This is a genomic window from Povalibacter uvarum, from assembly GCF_014202975.1.
Lineage (GTDB): Bacteria > Pseudomonadota > Gammaproteobacteria > Steroidobacterales > Steroidobacteraceae > Steroidobacter > Steroidobacter uvarum.
Map to the genome: position 1 here is coordinate 298,998 of NZ_JACHHZ010000005.1, position 19,991 is coordinate 318,988.

Annotated in this window: 18 protein-coding genes and 1 pseudogene; 5 read left to right on the top strand and 14 right to left on the bottom strand. The window is 62.8% G+C overall.

The window, feature by feature from the left end:
• Positions 1 to 45 precede the first annotated feature (45 nt).
• On the bottom strand, positions 46 to 1,995 hold the full coding sequence (locus HNQ60_RS20725) for a S9 family peptidase (RefSeq protein WP_184334690.1): 1,950 nt from the start codon (positions 1,993 to 1,995) through the stop codon (positions 46 to 48).
• Between the two features lie 219 nt (positions 1,996 to 2,214).
• Between HNQ60_RS20725 and HNQ60_RS20730 the strand changes: the two are divergent.
• Positions 2,215 to 2,469, top strand: a pseudogene (locus HNQ60_RS20730) (DJ-1/PfpI family protein); the annotation flags it as partial.
• 46 nt (positions 2,470 to 2,515) lie between these two features.
• Entirely contained in the window at positions 2,516 to 3,244 is a 729-nt protein-coding gene (locus HNQ60_RS20735; protein ID WP_221304346.1) for a glutathione S-transferase, read from the top strand.
• 33 nt (positions 3,245 to 3,277) lie between these two features.
• Here HNQ60_RS20735 and HNQ60_RS20740 read toward each other — a convergent pair whose 3' ends face one another.
• From HNQ60_RS20740 to HNQ60_RS20755, 4 genes are read right to left on the bottom strand one after another with little or no spacing between them, the layout of a single operon-like run.
• Positions 3,278 to 4,504 carry a type II toxin-antitoxin system HipA family toxin gene (locus tag HNQ60_RS20740; protein WP_221304347.1) on the bottom strand — a complete coding sequence of 409 codons (1,227 nt, stop codon included), beginning with the start codon at positions 4,502 to 4,504 and terminating at the stop codon, positions 3,278 to 3,280.
• 3 nt (positions 4,505 to 4,507) lie between these two features.
• Positions 4,508 to 4,882, bottom strand: coding sequence for a helix-turn-helix domain-containing protein (locus tag HNQ60_RS20745; RefSeq protein ID WP_184334692.1), 375 nt, complete (start codon positions 4,880 to 4,882; stop codon positions 4,508 to 4,510).
• 41 nt (positions 4,883 to 4,923) lie between these two features.
• On the bottom strand, positions 4,924 to 5,880 hold the full coding sequence (locus HNQ60_RS20750) for a cation diffusion facilitator family transporter (protein WP_184334693.1): 957 nt from the start codon (positions 5,878 to 5,880) through the stop codon (positions 4,924 to 4,926).
• Between the two features lie 10 nt (positions 5,881 to 5,890).
• Positions 5,891 to 6,451: an NADPH-dependent FMN reductase gene (locus HNQ60_RS20755; RefSeq protein ID WP_184334694.1), complete on the bottom strand. Its 561-nt coding sequence runs from the start codon at positions 6,449 to 6,451 to the stop codon at positions 5,891 to 5,893.
• A gap of 177 nt (positions 6,452 to 6,628) precedes the next feature.
• Here HNQ60_RS20755 and HNQ60_RS20760 point away from each other — a divergent pair, with 177 nt between their 5' ends.
• Positions 6,629 to 8,005: an alpha/beta fold hydrolase gene (locus HNQ60_RS20760; protein WP_184334695.1), complete on the top strand. Its 1,377-nt coding sequence runs from the start codon at positions 6,629 to 6,631 to the stop codon at positions 8,003 to 8,005.
• A 164-nt stretch (positions 8,006 to 8,169) separates the two neighbouring features.
• Here HNQ60_RS20760 and HNQ60_RS20765 read toward each other — a convergent pair whose 3' ends face one another.
• The 5 genes from HNQ60_RS20765 to alkB all read right to left on the bottom strand — a co-directional run bounded on the left by HNQ60_RS20765 (position 8,170) and on the right by alkB (position 13,636).
• Entirely contained in the window at positions 8,170 to 8,715 is a 546-nt protein-coding gene (locus tag HNQ60_RS20765; protein ID WP_184334696.1) for a glutathione peroxidase, read from the bottom strand.
• Positions 8,716 to 8,731: 16 nt separating this feature from the next.
• Complete coding sequence (locus HNQ60_RS20770; protein ID WP_184334697.1) at positions 8,732 to 10,540, bottom strand: carboxylesterase/lipase family protein; 1,809 nt, start codon at positions 10,538 to 10,540, stop codon at positions 8,732 to 8,734.
• A 266-nt stretch (positions 10,541 to 10,806) separates the two neighbouring features.
• A complete protein-coding gene (locus tag HNQ60_RS20775; protein WP_407676462.1) occupies positions 10,807 to 12,057 on the bottom strand; it encodes a hypothetical protein in 1,251 nt (416 codons plus the stop codon).
• Positions 12,058 to 12,154: 97 nt separating this feature from the next.
• On the bottom strand, positions 12,155 to 12,850 hold the full coding sequence (locus tag HNQ60_RS20780) for an RNA polymerase sigma factor (protein ID WP_184334698.1): 696 nt from the start codon (positions 12,848 to 12,850) through the stop codon (positions 12,155 to 12,157).
• 117 nt (positions 12,851 to 12,967) lie between these two features.
• Positions 12,968 to 13,636, bottom strand: a complete 669-nt coding sequence (alkB, locus tag HNQ60_RS20785) for a DNA oxidative demethylase AlkB (protein WP_184334699.1) — start codon at positions 13,634 to 13,636, stop codon at positions 12,968 to 12,970.
• Between the two features lie 135 nt (positions 13,637 to 13,771).
• Here alkB and HNQ60_RS20790 point away from each other — a divergent pair, with 135 nt between their 5' ends.
• The gene (locus HNQ60_RS20790; protein ID WP_221304349.1) at positions 13,772 to 14,161 is read left to right on the top strand and encodes a DUF6152 family protein; all 390 of its coding nucleotides are present in this window, start codon (positions 13,772 to 13,774) and stop codon (positions 14,159 to 14,161) included.
• 56 nt (positions 14,162 to 14,217) lie between these two features.
• On the opposite strand, the gene HNQ60_RS20795 is transcribed toward HNQ60_RS20790, so the two are convergent.
• The 4 genes from HNQ60_RS20795 to HNQ60_RS20810 form a co-directional block, all read right to left on the bottom strand.
• Positions 14,218 to 15,714 carry a DHA2 family efflux MFS transporter permease subunit gene (locus HNQ60_RS20795; RefSeq protein WP_184334700.1) on the bottom strand — a complete coding sequence of 499 codons (1,497 nt, stop codon included), beginning with the start codon at positions 15,712 to 15,714 and terminating at the stop codon, positions 14,218 to 14,220.
• Positions 15,715 to 15,767: 53 nt separating this feature from the next.
• The gene (locus tag HNQ60_RS20800; RefSeq protein ID WP_184334701.1) at positions 15,768 to 16,205 is read right to left on the bottom strand and encodes a universal stress protein; all 438 of its coding nucleotides are present in this window, start codon (positions 16,203 to 16,205) and stop codon (positions 15,768 to 15,770) included.
• 2 nt (positions 16,206 to 16,207) lie between these two features.
• Positions 16,208 to 17,248, bottom strand: a complete 1,041-nt coding sequence (locus tag HNQ60_RS20805) for an HlyD family secretion protein (RefSeq protein WP_184334702.1) — start codon at positions 17,246 to 17,248, stop codon at positions 16,208 to 16,210.
• Between the two features lie 110 nt (positions 17,249 to 17,358).
• Positions 17,359 to 18,273, bottom strand: coding sequence for an aspartyl/asparaginyl beta-hydroxylase domain-containing protein (locus tag HNQ60_RS20810; RefSeq protein ID WP_184334703.1), 915 nt, complete (start codon positions 18,271 to 18,273; stop codon positions 17,359 to 17,361).
• 68 nt (positions 18,274 to 18,341) lie between these two features.
• Here HNQ60_RS20810 and HNQ60_RS20815 point away from each other — a divergent pair, with 68 nt between their 5' ends.
• Positions 18,342 to 19,991 (top strand): M3 family metallopeptidase, encoded by a 1,650-nt coding sequence (locus HNQ60_RS20815; protein WP_184334704.1) that lies wholly within the window; start codon positions 18,342 to 18,344, stop codon positions 19,989 to 19,991.

The window sequence follows — 19,991 nt, forward strand, 5'->3', positions numbered from 1 at the left end:
GTCTGCCTCTGGCTCATCGCTCACAGCTCGCCGCTCATAGCCTTCTTATCCCTCTCCCGCCGGCTTCGTCTTCAGGTACTGATCCAGGAACGCCACAAACGCTTCCGACGCCTTGATCCTGTTCTCCCTCTTCGCAAATCCGTGCCCTTCGTCCGGGAAGATCACGTACTCGACCGGCACTCCATTCGCTTTTACGGCAGCAACGATCTCGTCGCTTTCCACTTGAAGGACGCGCGGGTCGTTTGCGCCCTGGACGACCAGCAGCGGGACCTTGATGTTCTTCGCATGGAACAGCGGTGAGATTGCGCGGTGGCGTTCGGCGTCGGTAGCGGGATCGCCCATCTCGTCGTAAAGCGCCTTCTTCTGCGATTCCCACCACGGCGGAATGCTGTTCAGCGTGCGCACCCAGTTCATCACGCCGAAGATGTTGATGCCGACGTCGAAGGTTTCGGGGGAGAAGGCGAGTGCCGCGCCGACCATGTAGCCGCCATAAGAGCCGCCGATGATGCCGATGCGTTCGCCATCGACCCAGTCGAGCGATGCGAGGTACTGCTTCGCCTGCACGATGTCCTTGAGATCGACATCGCCATGGCGCTTGTCGTCGGCATGGAAAAAGGTCTTGCCGTAACCCGACGAGCCGCGGTTGTTCGCCGCGAGTACCGCGTAGCCGTGATTCACGAGGTGCTGAATCATCGCCGAATAGCCCGTGCGGCTCTGACCGCCAGGACCGCCGTGGACGAACACGAGTGCGGGAACGCGCTGTGTTGCCGACGCGATCTTCGGGCGATACAGGATCGAGGGGATCTCGAGTCCGTCGTAGCTCTTGTAACGGACGACCTCGGTTGCAACGAGGTCCGATTCCTTGATCTCGGGATTCAATGCCTTCGTGAGGCGTTCGCTTCGCCCGTGCGCGAGATCGACGACGTACACATCGTTCGGCGACGTGTCGGAGCTCAGCATCAGCGCCAGCTTCGTTTCATCGCGCGAGAAGCGGATCTGAGCAATATCGCCTTGCGGCAGATCCGGCAGCGACACCTTGTTGCCCGTGCGCTGGTTCAGGATGTGAACCGCTGTGCGCGCATCCTGATTCACGCCCCACACGCGGAAATTCCCGGTTCGCGAGTAGGTGACGAATGCGACGTCCCAGTTCTCCTGCACCAGGGGCGTCTTCTGGCCCGATGCGACGTCGTAGCTCCAGGCCTGGACGAACTCGCCGTGCTCGTCGGTCGCAAAGACCAGCTGCTTGCTGTCGCGAGTGAACTCGTAGGTGCCGTACGACACGTTGCCCTGATGCTCCGTGATCAGTTTCGGCTTGCCCTTCTTCTCCTGCAGATCGAGCAGGTAGATGTCGGAGTTCGCGCTGGTCAGCGGGCGCACCAGCGCAAGCCAGCGGCCGTCAGGCGATACGGCGCCGATCTGGAACGCCTCGTCGTTCCTGTAGACGAGCGTTCGCTTGTAGTCGGTCGTGGCGTAGCGATAGAGATCGAAGGTTTTCGGATCGCGCTCGTTCGTGACGACGTTGAAGTAGCTGTCGTCCGCCGCCCAGCCGACGAATCCCGCCTTCGCCTTCTTCGACGGCGTGAGATCGCGCGTTTCGCCGGACGCTTCGCGCACGTAGAGATGCGTAAGCTCGTTGCCACCCTGATCGGCGGTATACAGAACGCGCGCATCCCCGGGGAAGAAGGAGACGGCAAACGTCGATTCAACCGTGGAAGTCGTGAGCGGTGTTTTCGCGCCGCCGGCAGCCGCGATCGAGTGCGCGTTGAAGATCCCGCTTTCGTCCGAGCTGATCAGCAGTGACTTGTCATCAGGCGACCACGCGAATCCGCCGGCGATCGAGTACGACGTCGTCGTGAAGAACGCACTCGCGGAATACGTCGCGGGCGGCTCGATTTTCGCGGCCGGTTCGGCTGCTGGCGGCGCCTGTTTACTGCAGGCCGCCAGCACGGATGCTGCCAGGATGCATACAGTGGCTGCGCGGTTGAAACTCCGCATCGTTGTTCTCCTTGAGGCCGGGTTGTTCGGGCGCGGCTAGTATGCCGATGCGCAATCGCCGGGGACACTGTCGCTGAGCGGGGCCTTGCCTCCACTCACGATGATTGATGAGGAGATGCGCCATGACAGCGATTCGCAGCGCAAAAGTAGCCATTCTCGCTACACACGGTTTCGAGCAATCCGAGCTCCAGGTGCCGCGGAGGTGACGGTCGTTTCTAGATCGTCGCTGCGGCGTGTCATGCGCCCTGGCTGCTCGTCGAGCTCGACGCCGTTCGCGGCCGCAACGTGACCTCGTACAAGTCGATCAGGACGGACGTGAAGAACGCCGGCGGCAACCGGGTCGACAAGGAAGTGGTCGTGGACCGCGGCATCGTCACGAGCCGCAATCCGGACGATCTCGATGCGTTCTGCGCGAAGATCCTCGAGGAGATCGAGGAAGGTGCGCATCGCCGGGGACACCGAAAAGCGGGATGATCATTCGTCATCCCCTCATCGCAGTGTTTCCCCCAAGCGTCCGCAAATGTACGAACTCCACTATTGGCCCACCATCCAGGGCCGCGGCGAATATGTCCGTCTCGCGCTCGAGTACGCCGGTGTCGAGTACATCGATGTTGCGCGACAGCCGGGGGATGAACGGGGAGGTGAGGAGGCACTGATCAATGCGATGGGCCGAAGCGATCTCGTCCATCCTCCCTTTGCGCCGCCGTGGCTCAAGGCTGGCATCAGGCTGATCGGGCAGACGGCGAACATTCTGCTGTTTCTCGGCCGCCATCATGCGCTGGCGCCGAAGGATGAGCCCGGTGAGCTGTGGACTCATCAGCTGCAGCTCACGCTGGCGGACTTCGTTGTCGAGGCTCATGACGCGCATCATCCGATCGGGGTCGGGCTGTACTACGAAGACCAGCGCGAGGAGGCGAAGCGGCGCGCGACGGATTTTCGCGAGCATCGAATGACCAAGTTCCTCGGCTACTTCGAGCGCGTGATCACTCACAACAGCGGCAGGAGCGGACTACTCGTCCGCGACACCCTCACGTACGCCGATCTGTCGCTGTTCCAGGTGGTGGCAGGGCTGCGCTACGCCTTCCCGCGGAGGATGCGCGCGATCGAGTCGAAATATCCCGGCGTGGTCGCGCTCCATGACCGCATCGAAAACGAGCCGCGCATCGCCGCTTACCTGCGTTCGGAGCGTCGGATCGATTTCAACCAGCAAGGGATCTTCAGGCACTACGCCGAACTGGACGGGGGCTGAGTCCAGCGGCGGCGGGAGTCGGCCGGACGGCGATCAAGTCACGTGTTCATCTCTCTGGCCCCGGAGAAATTCCCGGTCGATCTGCTCCGCATACAGTTCGATGTCCCGTTTCGATACGCCTTCGCTGCGGAAGTGTGCCTGCCATCCGTCGACGACGCGCGCGACTGTGCGTATCTCCTTCACCGCCTGGTCTGGAGTAAGCGAGAACAGGCGTGACATCGATAGTGCGTTCTCGATCGTCGAATCCGCTTCCTGCTCGCCTACGCGCATCTGCTGGAACCCGAGCGCCTGGCCGGACGGCAGCACGTCGTAGGCGGGCGAGAGCTGGTACTGCTGTGCGTCGCTCATGACGAGCGCATGGTTTTTCTCATGATCATCGGTATTGTCGATCAGGATGTTGAAGACCATGCGGCGGAAGAGCTCGCGCATATCGGCGAGGTAGCGATCCTTTTCGATCACGCCGCGACGGCGCAGCAATTGCGCCAGCTCCGGATAGCCGAAGCGTTCCGCGGCGGCGCGCAGGGCAACGTGGGCGGACAGGCAATGCAGGCGCCGCTTGCCGCTGCGATCGAAGCGCTTGATGGCGACGGCATGGCCGTCGGCAAGTCGTACGGGCATCGTTCTGGCAACGTGAATCCTGGCCTTCGCTGCGAGCGTCATGCTTGCATGTTCGATGAGCGGGGTGTCGGCCGGATCGCCTGGGGAGAACTTGATGACCCATTGCTCGCCGTCGATGTCGATCAATGCTTTTGGACGCGCGCCGCCCAGCGTGACGCCTGGGGAGATCAGGCGCTTGCGTGCTTGCGGTATTGGCTCGTTGGCAAGCACCTTCTGCACCAGTTCGTGTATCTCATCGGCCTCCCGCAGCGTCGGCAACGGACCCAGCGTGCGCGGCACGTATTCCGTCGCCGAAGTGGATACGCCGAGCGCGCCGAAACGATCTTCGCCGGCGAAGTAGAGGAACTCGAGCAGAGACAGCCGCGGCGGCTTGTCGATGAAGCGGATGACCTGCTCGCCCCAACGATCAGGGCGTGCGTCGTCGATGGCGCCGGCGGCAGTGCCTTTATCCGTCGGCAGAAACTCCTGCGTGATGAGGGGCAGGTCTTCACTCAACGGGAAACCGTTCTCGATCCACGTATCGGCGTAACGCAGCGACACGCCCTGGTTCGACCGCATCAGCCGGAGTTCGCCGACGAGCACGGGCTCCTGCGGCAGCGTGAGCAGCCACAGGTGCAATTGTTCTCCCGGTGAGTACGCCACGTGTCAGGCTCGCGGCGATCTTTTCTTGCGGTCGAGGCGGCCTTCGACGGACGCAGTCGAGCGGACCGCTCGCCGCTTGATGGCATCGCGAACATCAGACTCGAGTGCTCCGCGATCTGCCTCCGGCGCGGCCAGGGTGGGCAGGCGCTCGACGGTGCCCATCAGCCAGAGGGCGGTTGCATAGATACCGGCACTGACGGCGGGATCGCCACGTTCGAGCCGGATCAAGGTCGGCACGGAGACACCGAGCCTTGCGGCCCAGGTGCGCTGCGATTCGTGCCGCCGGGTGCGTGCAATCGCGAGGTTCTCACCCAGCGCGCGCAGAGCCTGAGCGGCGACGGGTGGCAGGGCGAGCAAAGTGGGCGATGATTTCGGCATACATATACTTTACCAAAATGGCCAAAATAGTAAACTATATGTTAGTCGAGGCTCGCCGCCTCCATCGCCGCACGCCGGGATTTCCAAGCCGCTTCCGTCTGCGGTTTCACGAAGAGCCCAGTAATCTCCGGATACGCTGCTCTTACTGACGCTTCGAGCTGCCTGACGCATTCTTCGATTTCGGGTGTCGTCAGCCGATCCTCGAATTCGGCACTCAGCATCGCGATCACCTGATTCGGTCCGAGTTGCGTGGTGATCACGCCGTTCGCGCTCGCCACGCCGGGCTGCGCGGCTGCGATGTCGAGGATCGAACGTTGCAGTTCCGGGTAGGCGCCTTCGCCGATGAGAAGTTCCTTGGTGCGCCGGGCCAGCACGATGCCCGCCATGCCCAGGACGAGCGCGATGCCAATGGAAGCGGCCCCGTCCAGCATCGGCATGTCGAATGCGTGTGCGCACGCGATCCCGATGAACGCAATCAGCAGGCCCACGAGCGCTGCGGAATCCTCGAACAGAACGGTGAAGGTCGTCGGGTCCTTCGCCACCCCAACGGCTTCGAGGTAGCTGCGCCGTCCCTTCGCCGCCCGGAATTCCCGGAAGGCCACCCACCACGAACCCGACTCGAATACGAAGGAGAGAGCGAGCACCGCGTAGTTGACCAGCGGGCTTTCCATTTCCACGGGATTGCGAATGTGGCTGATGCCTTCGTAGAGCGACACGCCCGCGCCGACACCAAACACCATCAGCGCGACGATGAAGCTCCAGAAGTAAAGCTCGCGGCCATGACCGAACGGATGCGCGAGATCCGGCGGGCGTTTCGCGCGATGCATGCCGTAGAGCAACAGCAGTTCGTTGCTCGTGTCGACCAGGGAGTGCACGGCTTCGCTCAGCATCGCCGAGCTGCCGGTCCATGCGGCGGCGCCGAATTTGGTTGCGGCAATCAGCGCGTTGCCGAGCAGCGCGGCGTAAACCACTTTGCCCGATGAGGCTTGCCGCGCCATGCAACGGCGCTTATCGGCCAGCTCTCTCGCTGACGTACTGCACGAAGCCTTCCATGAACTGTCGCAGCTGGCCGCGGACTTTATCGTCGACCAGTTCGCCTTTGTCGTTGAAGGCGGTGTTCGCGCGTGCAACGGCAAGGCGCCCTTCGAGCCAGGGGTCGGTTCGCAATGTCCGCAGTACCGACAGCCACGCATTCTGGGAAAGCAGCGTCCCGTAGGGCCCGGGCGATGCGCCGATGATCGTGACAGGCCGTCCGTGAAATACGCGCGCGATGTCGTCCGACGGCCGCGTGAGCCAGTCGATCGCGTTCTTCAGGACGCCCGGAATCGAGTTGTTGTACTCGGGCGTGACGAGCAACAATCCGCTGGAGGAGGCGATCCGGTCCTTGAGCGTCGTCACCGCGTCGGGCATGCCCTCGCTTTCGACGTCGCCGTTGTAAAGGGGAATACCGCTGATGTCCGCGATCTCGAGCGTCGATCCGTCCGGCATCATGCCTGCCGCGGCGCGCAGCAGGGCGCTGTTGAGCGACTGGCGTCGCAGACTGCCCGAGATGCCGATGAGGGTGATCACGACTTCGCTCCTGGTGCGGGCATCTTCCGGATATCGCCCGGTATCGGTATGACCGGCGGGATTCTGCGATAAAGCGCATCGCCCGCCAATGAGGGAAACACAGGGCTGCGGAACTCCATGTCCCCACGAAACGTCCCATCCGCGACGGGCCGGCATCCGCGGCTTCGAGGGCATCTCTTGATTCGTCTGCTACGTTCTATTCGTCACCTGATTCTCGGTTTGCTGGCGATGGGCTGCGCGCCGGCAATTGCGCAATCATCGCTTGCGCCGTGTGCAACCGACGCTGCATTCACACGGCTGCCGGGGCTGGACTACGCTTGCATCCGGCTGAGATCAGGCGGTCATGTGCTCGCGGCGCAAACCCCGGACAAGTCGAAGCCATCGGTGCTCCTGGTTCACGGGCTCGGCAGCAACGCGCATCGGGACTGGAGGTATGTGTACCCGACGCTGGCGGAGCAGTTTCACCTCGTCATGCTCGACTTGCCGGGATTCGGCAATTCCGCGGCACTCTCGGGCGGATACTCCTTCGACGGTCTGGCGAAGGCACTGGACGAAGTGACTGAGCGCTTCGAGCTGACTCACTTTCATGTCGTTGGGCATTCTCTTGGCGCTGCGGTCAGCCTCTTCTTCGCCGATCGACATCCGACACGCGTCGACAGGCTCGTCTTGATCGATGTCGCGGGTGTATTGCAGAAGCAGGTCTTCGCGCGACAGCTTCTGCAAGCCAATCGCTCGGCGACACTCGATGGCGTCATGGGTCTTCTCGGTCAGGGCCGCGGGGATGCATGGATCGATCTGCTCGAAGACCAGGTCGACGCGAGCTCGCAATTGCTCGCGATTCCTGCCGTTCGCAACGCCGTGCTCGGAATGCCGTTGAATGCTGATGCCGCGCTCGGTCTGGTCGAGCACGATTTCACTGCGGCGATACGCAATGTGCGCGCACCGACGACCTTGATCTGGGGCCAGAACGACACGGTGACGCCGTTGCGAACCGGACAGGTGTTGTTGGCGCGCATGCCTGATGCGCGATTGCAGATCGTCGAGGGCGCGCAGCACATGCCGGCTGTCGAGCGGCCTGAAGCGACGAGTCGACTGTTGCTCAGCGCGCTGGGCTCGCCCCTGCAGCCGCGGCAGGTGCACGTCCGCGACAAGACGCAAGGCGATGTCAGTTGCAAGGACCAACCCGGTGCGACCTACACTGGAACGTTCGATCGCCTCTCACTGACCAACTGCGCGAACGCCCGCATCGAGCGCGCGTTCCTGAAACAGCTCGTGGTGGAAGGTGGATCCGTGGATCTCGTACAGGTCGCGATCGACGCGGATGCAGTGGCATTGCAGGCGTCGAACGCGTCGGTGATGGGAACAGGAATGACGATTGCTGGTGACACTGCTGTTCGTGCTTCGAACAGCAGGGTGGATCTGGCGGGGGTCTCCGTGCGGGCGCGGAAGCAGGCGGTCGAGATGGCGGGGAGCCGGGTCTATTTTTCCGTGAGCGACATCGACTCGCCGGAATATCGGGGCGACGCACACTTCAGGTGGCCGCCGCCGAGGTAATGCTTCGCTGTTGCGGTTTGGTTGCGGCCGCTCTGACTGTGGGTCCGACTTTAGTCGGACGTCATCGCCGCAGGCGATCCGATGCGAGATCGCCTAGCGGCGATGACGTCCGGCTGAAGCCGGACCCACAACCAGATACGGACCAGAACCAGACGCGACGCTCGCTATCCCTTCGCCAGCGCCGCTTCGATCGCCTTCGTGATCTCCGGGCTGTCCGGTTCGACCTTGGTGCCGAAGTGCGCAATGACTTTGCCATCGCGACCGACCAGGTACTTGGTGAAGTTCCACGCTGGCTCTTTGCCTGTCTTCGCGCTCAGTCCCTTGAACAGCGGATTCGCGGCATCGCCCTTCACCGACGACTTGCTGAACATCGGGAAAGTGACGCCGAAGTTCTGTTTGCAGAACTTGGCGATCTCGGCTTCGTCTTCGAACTCCTGTCCGGCGAAATCGCCCGAAGGGAAGCCGAGCACGACGAGACCCTTCGCTTCGTAAGTCTTGTAGAGCTTCTCGAGCCCGTCGTACTGCTTGGTGAATCCGCAGTGGCTCGCGACATTCGTCACCAGCAGCACCTTGCCTCCATACGTCTGGCAGATGTTCTCGGCCGGCCCCAGCAGTCGGCGCTGGCTCTGGTTGATGTCGGAAGAGGCGCAGTCGATGGCGTGTGCGCTCGCGGCGAACAGCGAGAACAACACAAGTGCAGTCAGGCGCATGCAAATTCTCCTCGTTTCAGAAGCTGGGTTTGAAGCTCTCCGGCGGGTACTGCCTGCAGCCCTTGCCGCCGAGCGCCGCATATTCCTTCTTGTCGAACTGTTCCGTCGACAGGAAGGCGAGTGCATACGCCTCGCAGTGAAGCTGCTGATCGTCGAACCGGTCGGCGAGCATCTGCTGCTTGACGCTGGTCTCGACGACCTCGTCGGCCATCATGCGGATACCGCCGCCTTCCTGAGTGTCGAGAATCAGGGTCTTCGGTTCACCGGCCCCATTCTTCCATGCGGCCCACTCGACTTCACTACCGTCGCGACCCTTGCCGGGGTTGCCGGTATACGCGAAGTTCGCCCAGTAGGACATCATGCTCTTCGAGAGGGCATCGCGGGCAGCGTGGCGTTCCTGGGGGTACATTGCCTCGGGCGGAAGGAAGCCGATGGTCCATTCGCCGAAGGCGAAGGCGATCTCGGTGGAGTGCGCCGCACCCACCGCCACGGAAAGGTCGACGTCGCCCACCTTGCCGCTCTCGTCCCAGTCGAACCGGTATGCGTAGACCGCCGGCTCATGCGGGCTGATGCCGCGTGCGAGTGAATCCACGCCGGTGTACTTCCACTGCAGGCTGGGATAGTTCGCGTACTTCGTATAGTCAGCCGGCGACTTCTTCATGACGGCCTGCCAGCGCGGCAGCCTATACATGTAGATGCGACGTTCGTCGCGATTGGTGCCGAGGATGATTGGCACGCGATTGAACTCACCCGACGCCAGCACTTCGCGAACACTGCGCGATGGGAAGACTGTGTCGTCCGCGATCTTCTGCGTGGACGGGTAATTCCGTGCGCCCGACGGGTTGTAGAGCTTCAGGAAATCCGTGACTGATTGCGCGTGCAGCAGTTCGCTGACCTGCGCATCCGTCATTTCCATCTGGAGTTTCTTCGCGGCGGCACCATCCGCCGCCTTGCCGTCGCGGATCAGGATCTTGTTCACGATCTCGCGACTGCTGAATGCGGAGCCTGCTTCCGCGTCATCCGTGAAATTGACGGCGGATGCGACAGACGTCGTACGCAGGCCGCCGCTCTGGACGATCGCCTTGTGGAAGAGTCCCTTCGCCGGCGGGGAGATCACGAGGCTCATCACATTCAGGCCGCCCGCGGACTCGCCGAAGATGGTGACGTTGCCCGGGTCGCCGCCGAACTTCGCGACGTTGGTCTGCACCCACTTCAATCCCAGCTGCAGGTCGAGATCGGCCCAGTTGCCGGATCGCGCTGCGCCTTCAGGCCCGCTCGAATGCAGCGCCGGATGACGGAACCATCCGAGCGATCCAAGGCGGTAGTTCACGGTCACCACGACGACGTCGTGGGTCTTTGCCAGCGTCGAACCGTTGTAGTCGGCGGCATAGCCGCTGTTGTTGCCGCCGCCGAAGATCCAGAACATCACGGGCAGGGGCTTCTCGGCGCTCGCGTTCGCAGGTGCGAACACGTTGAGGTACAAACAGTCCTCCTCGCCGACGATGCCGTCGCCATCCGTGTCGGGAACACCTTGCGTCAGCGGCGACACGAACTGCGGGCAAACATGCAGCTTCTGATTCGCTTCGAAGACGCCCTGCCAGGGAGCAACAGGTTGCGGCGCCTGCCACCGCAACTCATTCACGGGCGGCTTTGCAAAAGGAATCCCGAGCCAGGCAAGGCTGCCGTTCGGCTGCTCTACGCCGCGAACCGTGCCGGCGTCGATGGTGCGAACCAGTGGATCGGGAGGTGGCGGCGGAGCCTTCTGCGAGCAACCAGCGACAAAAGCAGTCGCAGCGACGAGAGCAAGCGGACGAATGAACGACATGAAGCGATCCCCCGGAATGCCGCGATGCTGCTCGCGGTCTTGTGCCGACGGTATCGCCTTCGGGTCGAGGCGTTTGTGAAGTCTTGTTTGCTTGGGGTTGTTCTGCGTGGAAGAAGGACCAGAACAAAGGGCCGGGATTCTCCACGGGGTGCGCGGGAGCCACGGGGTTAGAAGAGAGCCGAATATCTGTTCGGAGACCTCATCGCTTCTTCCCCGTGTTCGCCCCGTACCCCCGGTGGAAACTCCTGGTCTCCTCTCTGTGCTGCCTACAGTGACTTCAAGTACTCGGCCAGATCGCGCTTTTCCCCTGCGCTGAGGCCAAGCCCGAAAGTCCCATCGTAGTGCGCGATCACATCACCGAGCGTTGCGAAGCGACCGTCGTGGTAGAAGCCGCCGCGAGTGTGAGTCCACAGTCCTTTGAGCGGCGCCGTGCGATAGCGGCCATCGGGCGCACGATCCGCCTGGAAGGAATCGATGCCGATCTCCTCCGGCGTGTGCATGTTGTAGCCGGGCTCAGTGAAAATCGGTGGTACGTGGCACGTCGAGCATTCGGCTTTACCGTTGAACAGCGTCTTGCCTCGCGCTGCCGCATTGGCGTTATAGCTGCCGCGAGGCGGGCGCGGCGCGGCGAGCGCGAGCTGATACAAATGCAACGCGCCGAGCGCCGGCGTGATCTGATCTTCCGTCGCCGTGATATGACCGAAGCCCTCGCGGGCGGCGATCGGGAACTTCGTCGCATCGTCGAGTCGCGGATCGTAGAACGTGCCTTTCCCGTGCATCTCGAGGTTCGCGACGAAGGCGTTCCAGTGCGTCACCGAGCCCCAGCCTGTCCACGTGTGCAGGTTCACGCCAGCGAGGCCGAACGCCGGCGGAATGAGAGTGGCGGCGGATCGGCCATCGGGCCGGAACGCCTTGCCGTCCAGGAACAGCTCGGCGTCGAACTTTCCCGGACCCCACGAAGCCAGGACCGCGCGCACGGTCGCGACATCGACGCCGAGGAGTTGCGCGACGGGCTCTAGGCGCGGTGCCAGCCCGATGATGGCGCCGACGTTCAGATCGCGATTGGCCCAGCCGTCGCGTCGCTGGCCGATGCCGGGCGCAAAAGAGTCATCGACGACGGAATGACACAGCGCGCACTGAATACCGACGGAACGCAATCGATTGGCATCGTCGAAGAACCCCGTCACGCCAACGACCGCGTTGAGCCGCAGCAGATCGAGTGTCACGGCCGGATCGTCGAGATTGAGAGCGCCCGCACGCAATGCGCGTTGCACACGTTTCGGCAGTGCTTCGGAGTCCACTTTCAGTCCGACTGCGAGCGCGGTTCGTGGGCTGACGCCAGGTCCCACACCGCCGTTCGCCGCGCCTGCGATGGCCAGATGCAATCCCAGTACGTCGCCCCAGAATTCCTCGTCGCCGAACGTGGCGTAGCGGAAGGTTTGCCGTCCCTCCGAGATCTGGCGGAACGCATGAATCTCGGTGGCGAAGTCGTGCGAGTCACCCGCTGATGCATCCATGCCGATGCCGGAAAGCAGGCCGATCGAAATCATTGCGATGTGCCGAGGCAGTTTCATGGGGCATCCTCCGCGTCGGTCGACGCAATCATCCGTGCGCTCAGGTGCGCAATGGCTGCAGTCGATGCAGTACGGCGACAACGATGCGATCGCAGCGCTGACCGCCGAACTCGAACAGCGTGAGTTGTTCGTTCTGCAGTCGTCGTGTGATGTCTTCGCGCAGGCGAATCTGCGCGCGATGCAGGCGGGTCTTCACCGTCGCTTCACTGATCTCAAGGCACTGGGCCGTTTCGGCGATGCTCAGTTGCTCGACGGAGCGCAGCACGAAGACGAGCCGGAACGCCTCGGGCAACGCATCGACGGCGAGCTCCAGCAGTTGGCGTGCGCTCGCGGCATTGGAGCTGTCGGGCGTGGAGAGCCAGTCGGCCAGCGAGTGATGCGCCGCGTCGGTGACGTCGTCGTCGAGCTGGTCGAGTGACACCATCTCGCGACGGTTGCGTCGCTTCTGCAGCAACGCTTCGTTGATGACGATGCGGGTCAGCCACGCGGCAAAGCTGCCGATCGGTCGATAGCTGTCGAGATTCGAGAAGGCGCGTAGGTAGGCTTCCTGCACGGCGTCTTCCGCGGCATCGTCATCGCGCAGCACGCTGCGGGCGGCGCGGAACAGTCGGCGGTTGTAGCGTCGCATCAACGTTTCGAATGCTTTCGCATCGTTGCGTTGAGCAGCGGCGACCAGTTCGCTGTCCGGCCAGGATATGCGCGGCGTGTCTGTACTCGGCGAGACGGTTGCGATCACACAAACCTCGTGGCGTGCGCGTGGGTAACGGCGGTGCCTGCGAAAGTTCAATGCCATCACGAGAGCGAAAGGTTCCCGGCCGTGCATTGCACACGGCTGAGCCGGCTTGCTTGTGGGCTACCGCGCTTTGCGGAAGGTGAGATTGATGCGCAGCGGTCCGGTGGCGGGATGATCGCCTTCCGCGAGCGCTGCGATGCCGTGATACACGAAGCGCGATTCACCGCCCCATACGACGACATCGCCGCTCTCGAGCCGCACACGCCGGGTGCGATCGTTGCGTTTCAATCCACCCCATTGAAACGTGGCCGGCACTCCGATGGAGACCGACACGATCGGCGCAGCGACATCGCGTTCGTCGTAGTCGCGATGCAGCGAGAGTTTCGTGCCGGGCTCATAACGATTGATGAGGCACGCGTCGGGCACGAAGTGGTCGAATCCAGCACGCGCGGCGGCCGTGAGCGCCAGGCCCAGGAATGCGTCAGGCAGTGCAGGCCACGGTCGGCGGGTCTCGGGATCCATCGGGTCGTAGCGATAACCCGTTCGATCGGACACCCAGCCGACTTCGCCGCAGTTCGTCATCGCGACGGACATACGAAACCCGCCCGGGGTCACCAGATGTCGAAAGGGCGAGAGGGCCACGATCTTCGCAACTTCCCCGAGCAGCGCGGATTCCTGCCCGCGAACGAATCCGCGTAGGATCGTCGCACCGGGCCCCAGAGTCTCCGTTGCAGAGGAAGCGGCGTCGGAAAAGAGGTCGCGCGGGGGATGGTTGGCGATGCGCTTCATGGATCGGATTCGAGGAACCGGAACTCGGGTACCGCAATTTACGCAGATACTGCCGTTGCTGGAGGAGTCGTCATGAAAACCGTGCGTATCGCCCCGTCATTCCCGCGCAAGCGGGAATCCATCTTGGCAGAAGGCATGGATTCCCGCTTGCGCGGGAATGACGATGTGCGTGGGGACAACGTCATACCCAAGACAGTTCTTGCTTGCATCCTGGGCGCGTTCGCCGTCGCTGCCGCCGCCCATCACGGCTGGAGCGGCTACGACAGCAAGCTCGTTCCTCTCGAAGGCACGATCGAGTCGTCGTCCTACGGCAATCCGCACGGCTCCATTGCACTGAAGACCGCGGATGCTACCTGGAATGTCGTGCTCGCTCCCCCAGGCCGGATGGAGAGTCGGGGCCTGACCCGCGAAATGCTGCAGCCGTCCACCGAAGCGAAGGTCGAAGGCTACGTCCATCTACAGGACAAGAGCGAGATGAGGGCGGAGAGGATCACGATCGGTGGCAAAACGGTCGAGCTGCGATAGCTCTACCGGGTCATTCCCGCGTTCGCGGGAATGACGAGGTGCGCGGGAATGACGGGTCACTCCGCCGCCGCGTGCGGCGTAGACCCTGCTGGCCTCGTGGGCTTCCGCAACAGCAGCAGCAGCGGCAGCATGAAGACGTAACTGACCGTAATCAGCTTGAACACATCCAGCATCGCTCCCATCTGCGATTGCTGCGCGACCTGTCGGGCCAGGACGGCGAGGCCGCGAGGATCGGTCGGTGAGAGATGCAGTTGACGCAGGTACTCGCCCACTGCATCGCGATAGACGTTGATGTGCGCACCCAGTTCGTTCCAGATCACCTGTGTCTGGTGAGTGAGAACCGTGGTCGCGATCGAGATGCCGATTGCCGAACCGATCGTGCGGATCAGGCTGTAGATGCCGGCGGCCTCGGCCATCCGTGAGCGATCCATCGTTGCGTACGCGATGGTGGACAGCGGCACGAAGATCAGTCCGAGGCCGATGCCCTGGATGAACGCCGGGACGACGATGTTGATGGTCGTGATGTCGAGTGAGTAGAAGGTCATCATCCACGAGCCGAGCGCGCTGAAGCCGATGCCGACCAGCACGAGCAGTCGCGCATCGATGACGCTGACGAGCCTTCCCACGAACATCATGGTGATGGCGGTCGCGATGCCGCGGGGTGCCATGACGATGCCGGTCGTGACGATCGGATAGCCGAGCAGTCCTTCGAGGAGGATCGGTTGCAGCACGAGGCCGCCGAACATGCCGAGACCCATCGCTGCCATGATGAGGCATGACATCGCGAAGTTCCGGTCCTTGAAGATGCGGATATCGAAGATCGCCTTCTCGCCCTGGCGAAAACTGTAGAACGCGAAACACGCGATGCCGATCACCGCGAGGACCGCCGAGATGCGGATGTCGTCCGCGTCGAACCAGTCCTGCTGGTTGCCGCGGTCGAGCATGTACTGCAGGCCCGCGACGCCGATCGCGAGCATGCCGAAACCGTTCCAGTCCATGCGCCGTTCGCGCCGGTCAGTGTCCGGGACGAACTGACTCGCGAGGAAGAGCGAGAGCGCGCCGACCGGCACGTTGATATAGAAGGTCCAGCGCCAGCTTGCGATCTCGGTGAGCCAGCCGCCGAGCGTGGGCCCCAGCACGGGGCCCACCATTACACCCATGCCCCAGATCGCCATCGCTTTGCCGCGTTCTTCCGGCGGATAGGCATCGGCCATGATCGCCTGCGACAGCGGCACGAGGGCGGCGCCGAAGACTCCCTGCAGCAGGCGGAAGAGCACGATCTGCGTAAGGTTCTGCGAAACGCCGCAAAGCGCCGATGCAATGACGAAGCCGCCGATGCAGATCAGCAGGAAGCGTTTGCGTCCGAGCGTGTCGGCGAAGTAGCCGGTGAGCGGCATGCAGATCGCCGCCGACACGAGATAGCTCGTGAGCACCCAGCTCACCTGGTCGGATGTCGTGCCGAGCTCGCCCTGCATGTGGGGCAGGGCAACGTTGACGATCGTGGTATCGAGCACCTGGATCAGCGTTGCCGACATCACGGCCAGCGTGATCATGAAGCGCCCCGCTGTGGCGACGGGCGGCGAATGCACTGTTGAAGCTGTCGCGCTCACGAGTTCGGCGTCGCGACCGCGACGAGGATGCTGCAGTTGAGTTTGTGAAGCAGCGAAATCTCTTCCGACTCGCTCCACCAGCGCGCGAAACGACTGCGATAGCGATAGCCGACAACCACGAGATCAGCGCCGATCCGCGTAGCCACTTCAGGAATGTGAATCAGCGGATCGCCGTAGATCAGCGAACCTTCGCTCTCGACGTCGTGATCGCGCAGCCACTGGATACCTTCGGTCAGCAGCTGCTGCGCCGTGCCTTGCTCGGTTGCGATGAGCTCGGGCGTCACGCCTTCGGGCACGGCGGTCGCGACCATGTTGCGGCAGATCGCGAGCAGATAGGCGCGCGACTTCATTGCCATCGCGACCTCGGCGCCCTGTCGCAGGGCACGCCGGCCTTCGACCGTGCCGTCGTAGCAGAGCAGTATCTTCTGATACATACCTACTCCACGCTCACGCGGACGGTCGCCGTCGTGCCGACGCGCAATGGATACGCCGGGTCAGGATTGAGGATCTTGATCTTCACCGGCACGCGCTGGGTCACCTTTACCCAGTTGCCGGTCGCGTTCTGCGCCGGCAGGAGCGAGAACGCCTGGCCGCTGCCGCCGCTCAGGCTTTCCACTTCGCCGTCGAACGGATGATTGCGGTACATGTCGACGATGACGCGGGCCTTCTGTCCCACCTTGATGCGATCGAGCTCGGTCTCCTTGAAGTTCGCATCCACCCAGTACTCTTCGTCGCTGATGATCGTGAACAGCGGCACTTCCTTCTGGACCGTGCTGCCGGGCCGCAGCGTGAAGTTGGCGATCAGTCCGCCGGTGGGAGCGATGATCTTGGTGTAGTCGAGATCGAGTTTGGCCTGATCCTGCTTCGCGAGCGCCGCGCGTACGGCAGCGTTGCGATCGCCTGCCTTGCCGAGTGCGCTCATTGCCTGCGACAGATTCGCCTCTGCCGCCTTCACCGCGGCGTCCGCGGTTTCAGCCTGTGTGCGTACCGACTCCGCGTTCTGCTGCGAGACGAGATTGCGCTGTACGAGATCCTGGATGCGCCGCTCATTCGATTGGGCATTTCGAAGCTCCGCGCCACGTTGCGCAACCTGGGCGCGCGCAGCCTCGACAGCGGCGCTTTCCTGGGACGTCGACTGGCGCGAGATTTCGAGTTGCGCATCCGCGGAAGCCAGCGCGAGCTCATAGGGCCGCGCGTCGATCTCGAACAGGGCGTCGCCGACCTCGACGGTCTGCTGGTCCTGCACGTGGATCGCCGTGATCGGGCCCGAAACCTGCGCGGCGATCTCGACCATGTGCGCATTCAGGTAGGAATTGTCCGTCGTGACGTACCGCTGGGATTCCCGCCAGTAGTGGACGCCGGCCGCGATGGCCCCGACGAGCACGAGGAGGGCGATGGCCCACTTGATGATCTTGCCGACCGATACCCTCGGCCGGCTTGCTGGAACGGGGTCGGCGACGGGTTCGGTCGATGCCATTGTTCGGTGCTCGTTATTGGAAATCAGAAAGTCTCACACACGAGACGGGGTCGCGGAGAGAGGAGATAACGGCAAGATGCGCTGGGGGAAACCGGTTCATCGGCGGATCTTCAGAGGAAGAGGAGGTAGAGGATCCCCGCGATCAATGCCCACTTCAGCGCATAGTAGAAAGGCTTGTTCCATTGCTTGATGCGCACGCCGAGCAGGCGGATCTTGTAGATGTACTCGAAGGCATGGTTGAGCACGCCGACGTGCTCGCCCGGCACGTTCTCCGTCGCCGCGGCCTTGGCCATCCGCCGACCGATGGCGCGATTGATCCAGCGCATGACCGGATTCGAGAGCGGCCGCTCGATGTCGCAGAAGAGAATCACGCGCGTGACATCCGTCCGGTTCTCCGCGGTGTGGATGTACGTTTCATCGAACATCACCGCTTCGCCGTCTTTCCAGTAGTAGCGCTCGCCGTCCACGACGATGAAACAGTCGGGGGAGTTTGGCGTGACGAGACCGAGGTGATAGCGCAGCGAGCCGGCGAACGGATCGCGATGTTCGCCGAGCCGCGAGCCCGGCGGCAGGACTGTGAACATCGCCGCATTGATCGACGGGATGTCGGCGAGCAGAGCGGCAGTCCTCGGGCACAAGGCCTCTGCCGAAGGCAGGAAGTCGCCATACCACTTCAGATAGAAGCGTTTCCAGCCCGTCCGGAAGAACGAGTTGAACCCGATGTCGTTATGCTTCGCCGCAGCCCGGATGTAACCCTCGTCGAACAGCTTCAGCGCCTCTTCGCGGATCATCTGCCACTGCGCGGTCACCTTGCTCAGTTCCGGAAACTCCGCCACGTCCGCGTAAGGCTTTGCCTTCACGGCGGAGAACAGGTACATGAGGGTGTTGTAAGGGGCGAGCAGGTTCGCGTGATCGGCGATCAGGCGGGAGAACTTGTGATGCACACGGCCGCGCAGCTGCACATAGACGGCCGTCGACAGGAAGATCGCAAGGAGGATGTTGCGGGCAGTGAAGAATCCGTTCATTTCGGCATTTTACAGGCCCCCTCGCGGGGTGCGTCCATCGCGGCAAATCATTACACGAACGTAAATTCATGAACGAAGGCATCGCTGGACGAACGAACCGACTCGCGACCGTATCCTTGTTCGGACTGTTGCTGCTCGGCGCCACAGGCTCGGCGGGCGATCGCTCACTCGATGCCGCGGAGCAGGCATACGCCGACATGAATGACGCCTATGGCGCCATGTCGCTGATCGATTCAGGACTGCAATCGACGTGGGAGGGACGCGATCGCGCGCAATGGCTCGAGCGTTATTCCGCAAAGCGCGCGGCGGTACTGGCGTCATTGCAGAAGATCCCGGCCGATCGCCTTGCCGGCGTCGACGCGAGAGCGGCACAGGTCATGCGCGAGGCCATTGACGCGGCGGGATCGTCGCCGGATTCGATGGCGCCGACCGCTCGTTGCAGTGACGCGCAGCGACGCGACCTTGCGCCCGATGCGCTGAGGCAGTCGCTCTATGGTTGCTTCGCCGAACTCGCGAACAGCCTGCGGTTCGAGAACGGACTCGTGACTCGAGTCGGCGCGTTCGATCTGCTGACTCGCATGGAGGAACCCGCGCGTCGCAAGGCGTTGTTCTTCGCATTCGTTCCGCTATGGCAATCCCTCAATGGGAACAGCGAGCCGCAGAGTCCGTATCGCCGGATGATCGCAGCTACGTCCGCAGCGATGTCTCCCGAAGATTCGCCGATCAATGCAGCCGCACGTACTGTCGGTGCCGACGCCGCACGGATCGAGCGCTGGCTCGAGCAGATTCTCGATACGTGGCGCCGCGTCACTGACGATGAACCCATCGAGCCCTGGGACTATCGCTTCGTTCACGGAGCCGCCGAGCGTGAGCTCGGACCGGCTATCGCACGCGAGGCGATGCAGCCGATCAACGAGCGCTTCTATCTCGATCTCGGCGCGGATCTGAAGCGATGGGGCGTGCTCTACGATCTCGATCCGCGCACGGGCAAGGCTCCCCTTGCCTATACCGATTACGTTCGTCGCGGCCGCGAAGCGAACGGAGCGTGGCAACCGACACTCGTGAGAATCTCAGGCAACTACGCGCACGGCGGATTGGGATTGCTCAATGAACTCGTTCATGAGAACGGTCACGCCGTCCACATGATGGCATTGCGTACGCGGCCGGCCTTCATGGATCTCGGTGACGCGGTGTTCTACGAGGCGTTCGCGGACGTGCCTTCCTGGAGCGTCTACGAACCGGCGTGGCAACAGAAGTATCTTGGCGTAAGCGCCACCCAGGAGCGGTCGCTTCGATCGCTCTACGCTACAGTGATGCTCGATGTCGCGTGGGGCCTGTTCGATCTGCGCATGCTGCGCGAGCCGCAGCGCAATCCGAACGAAGTCTGGACGGAGATCACGCATCGCTACCTGCACATCGTGCCGCACCCCGAGCTCTCGTGGTGGGCCGTTCGGGTGCAGCTCGTCGACTCGCCCGGCTACATGATCAACTATGGACTCGGCTCCGTGATCACAGCCGATATCCGCAAGCAGATTACGCAGAACCTGGGATCGGTCGATGCAGGCAACGCCCGCTGGTATCCGTGGCTCGCGGAGAAAGTGCTCGCCAGCGGACAGACACAGGAAACGTCGCAACTGCTGCGCGATTTTCTGGGCCGGCCCGTGTCTCCTCAGGCGCTGCTGGAGCAGCTCGAGCGACTGAGAGTTCCGTCGAACTGA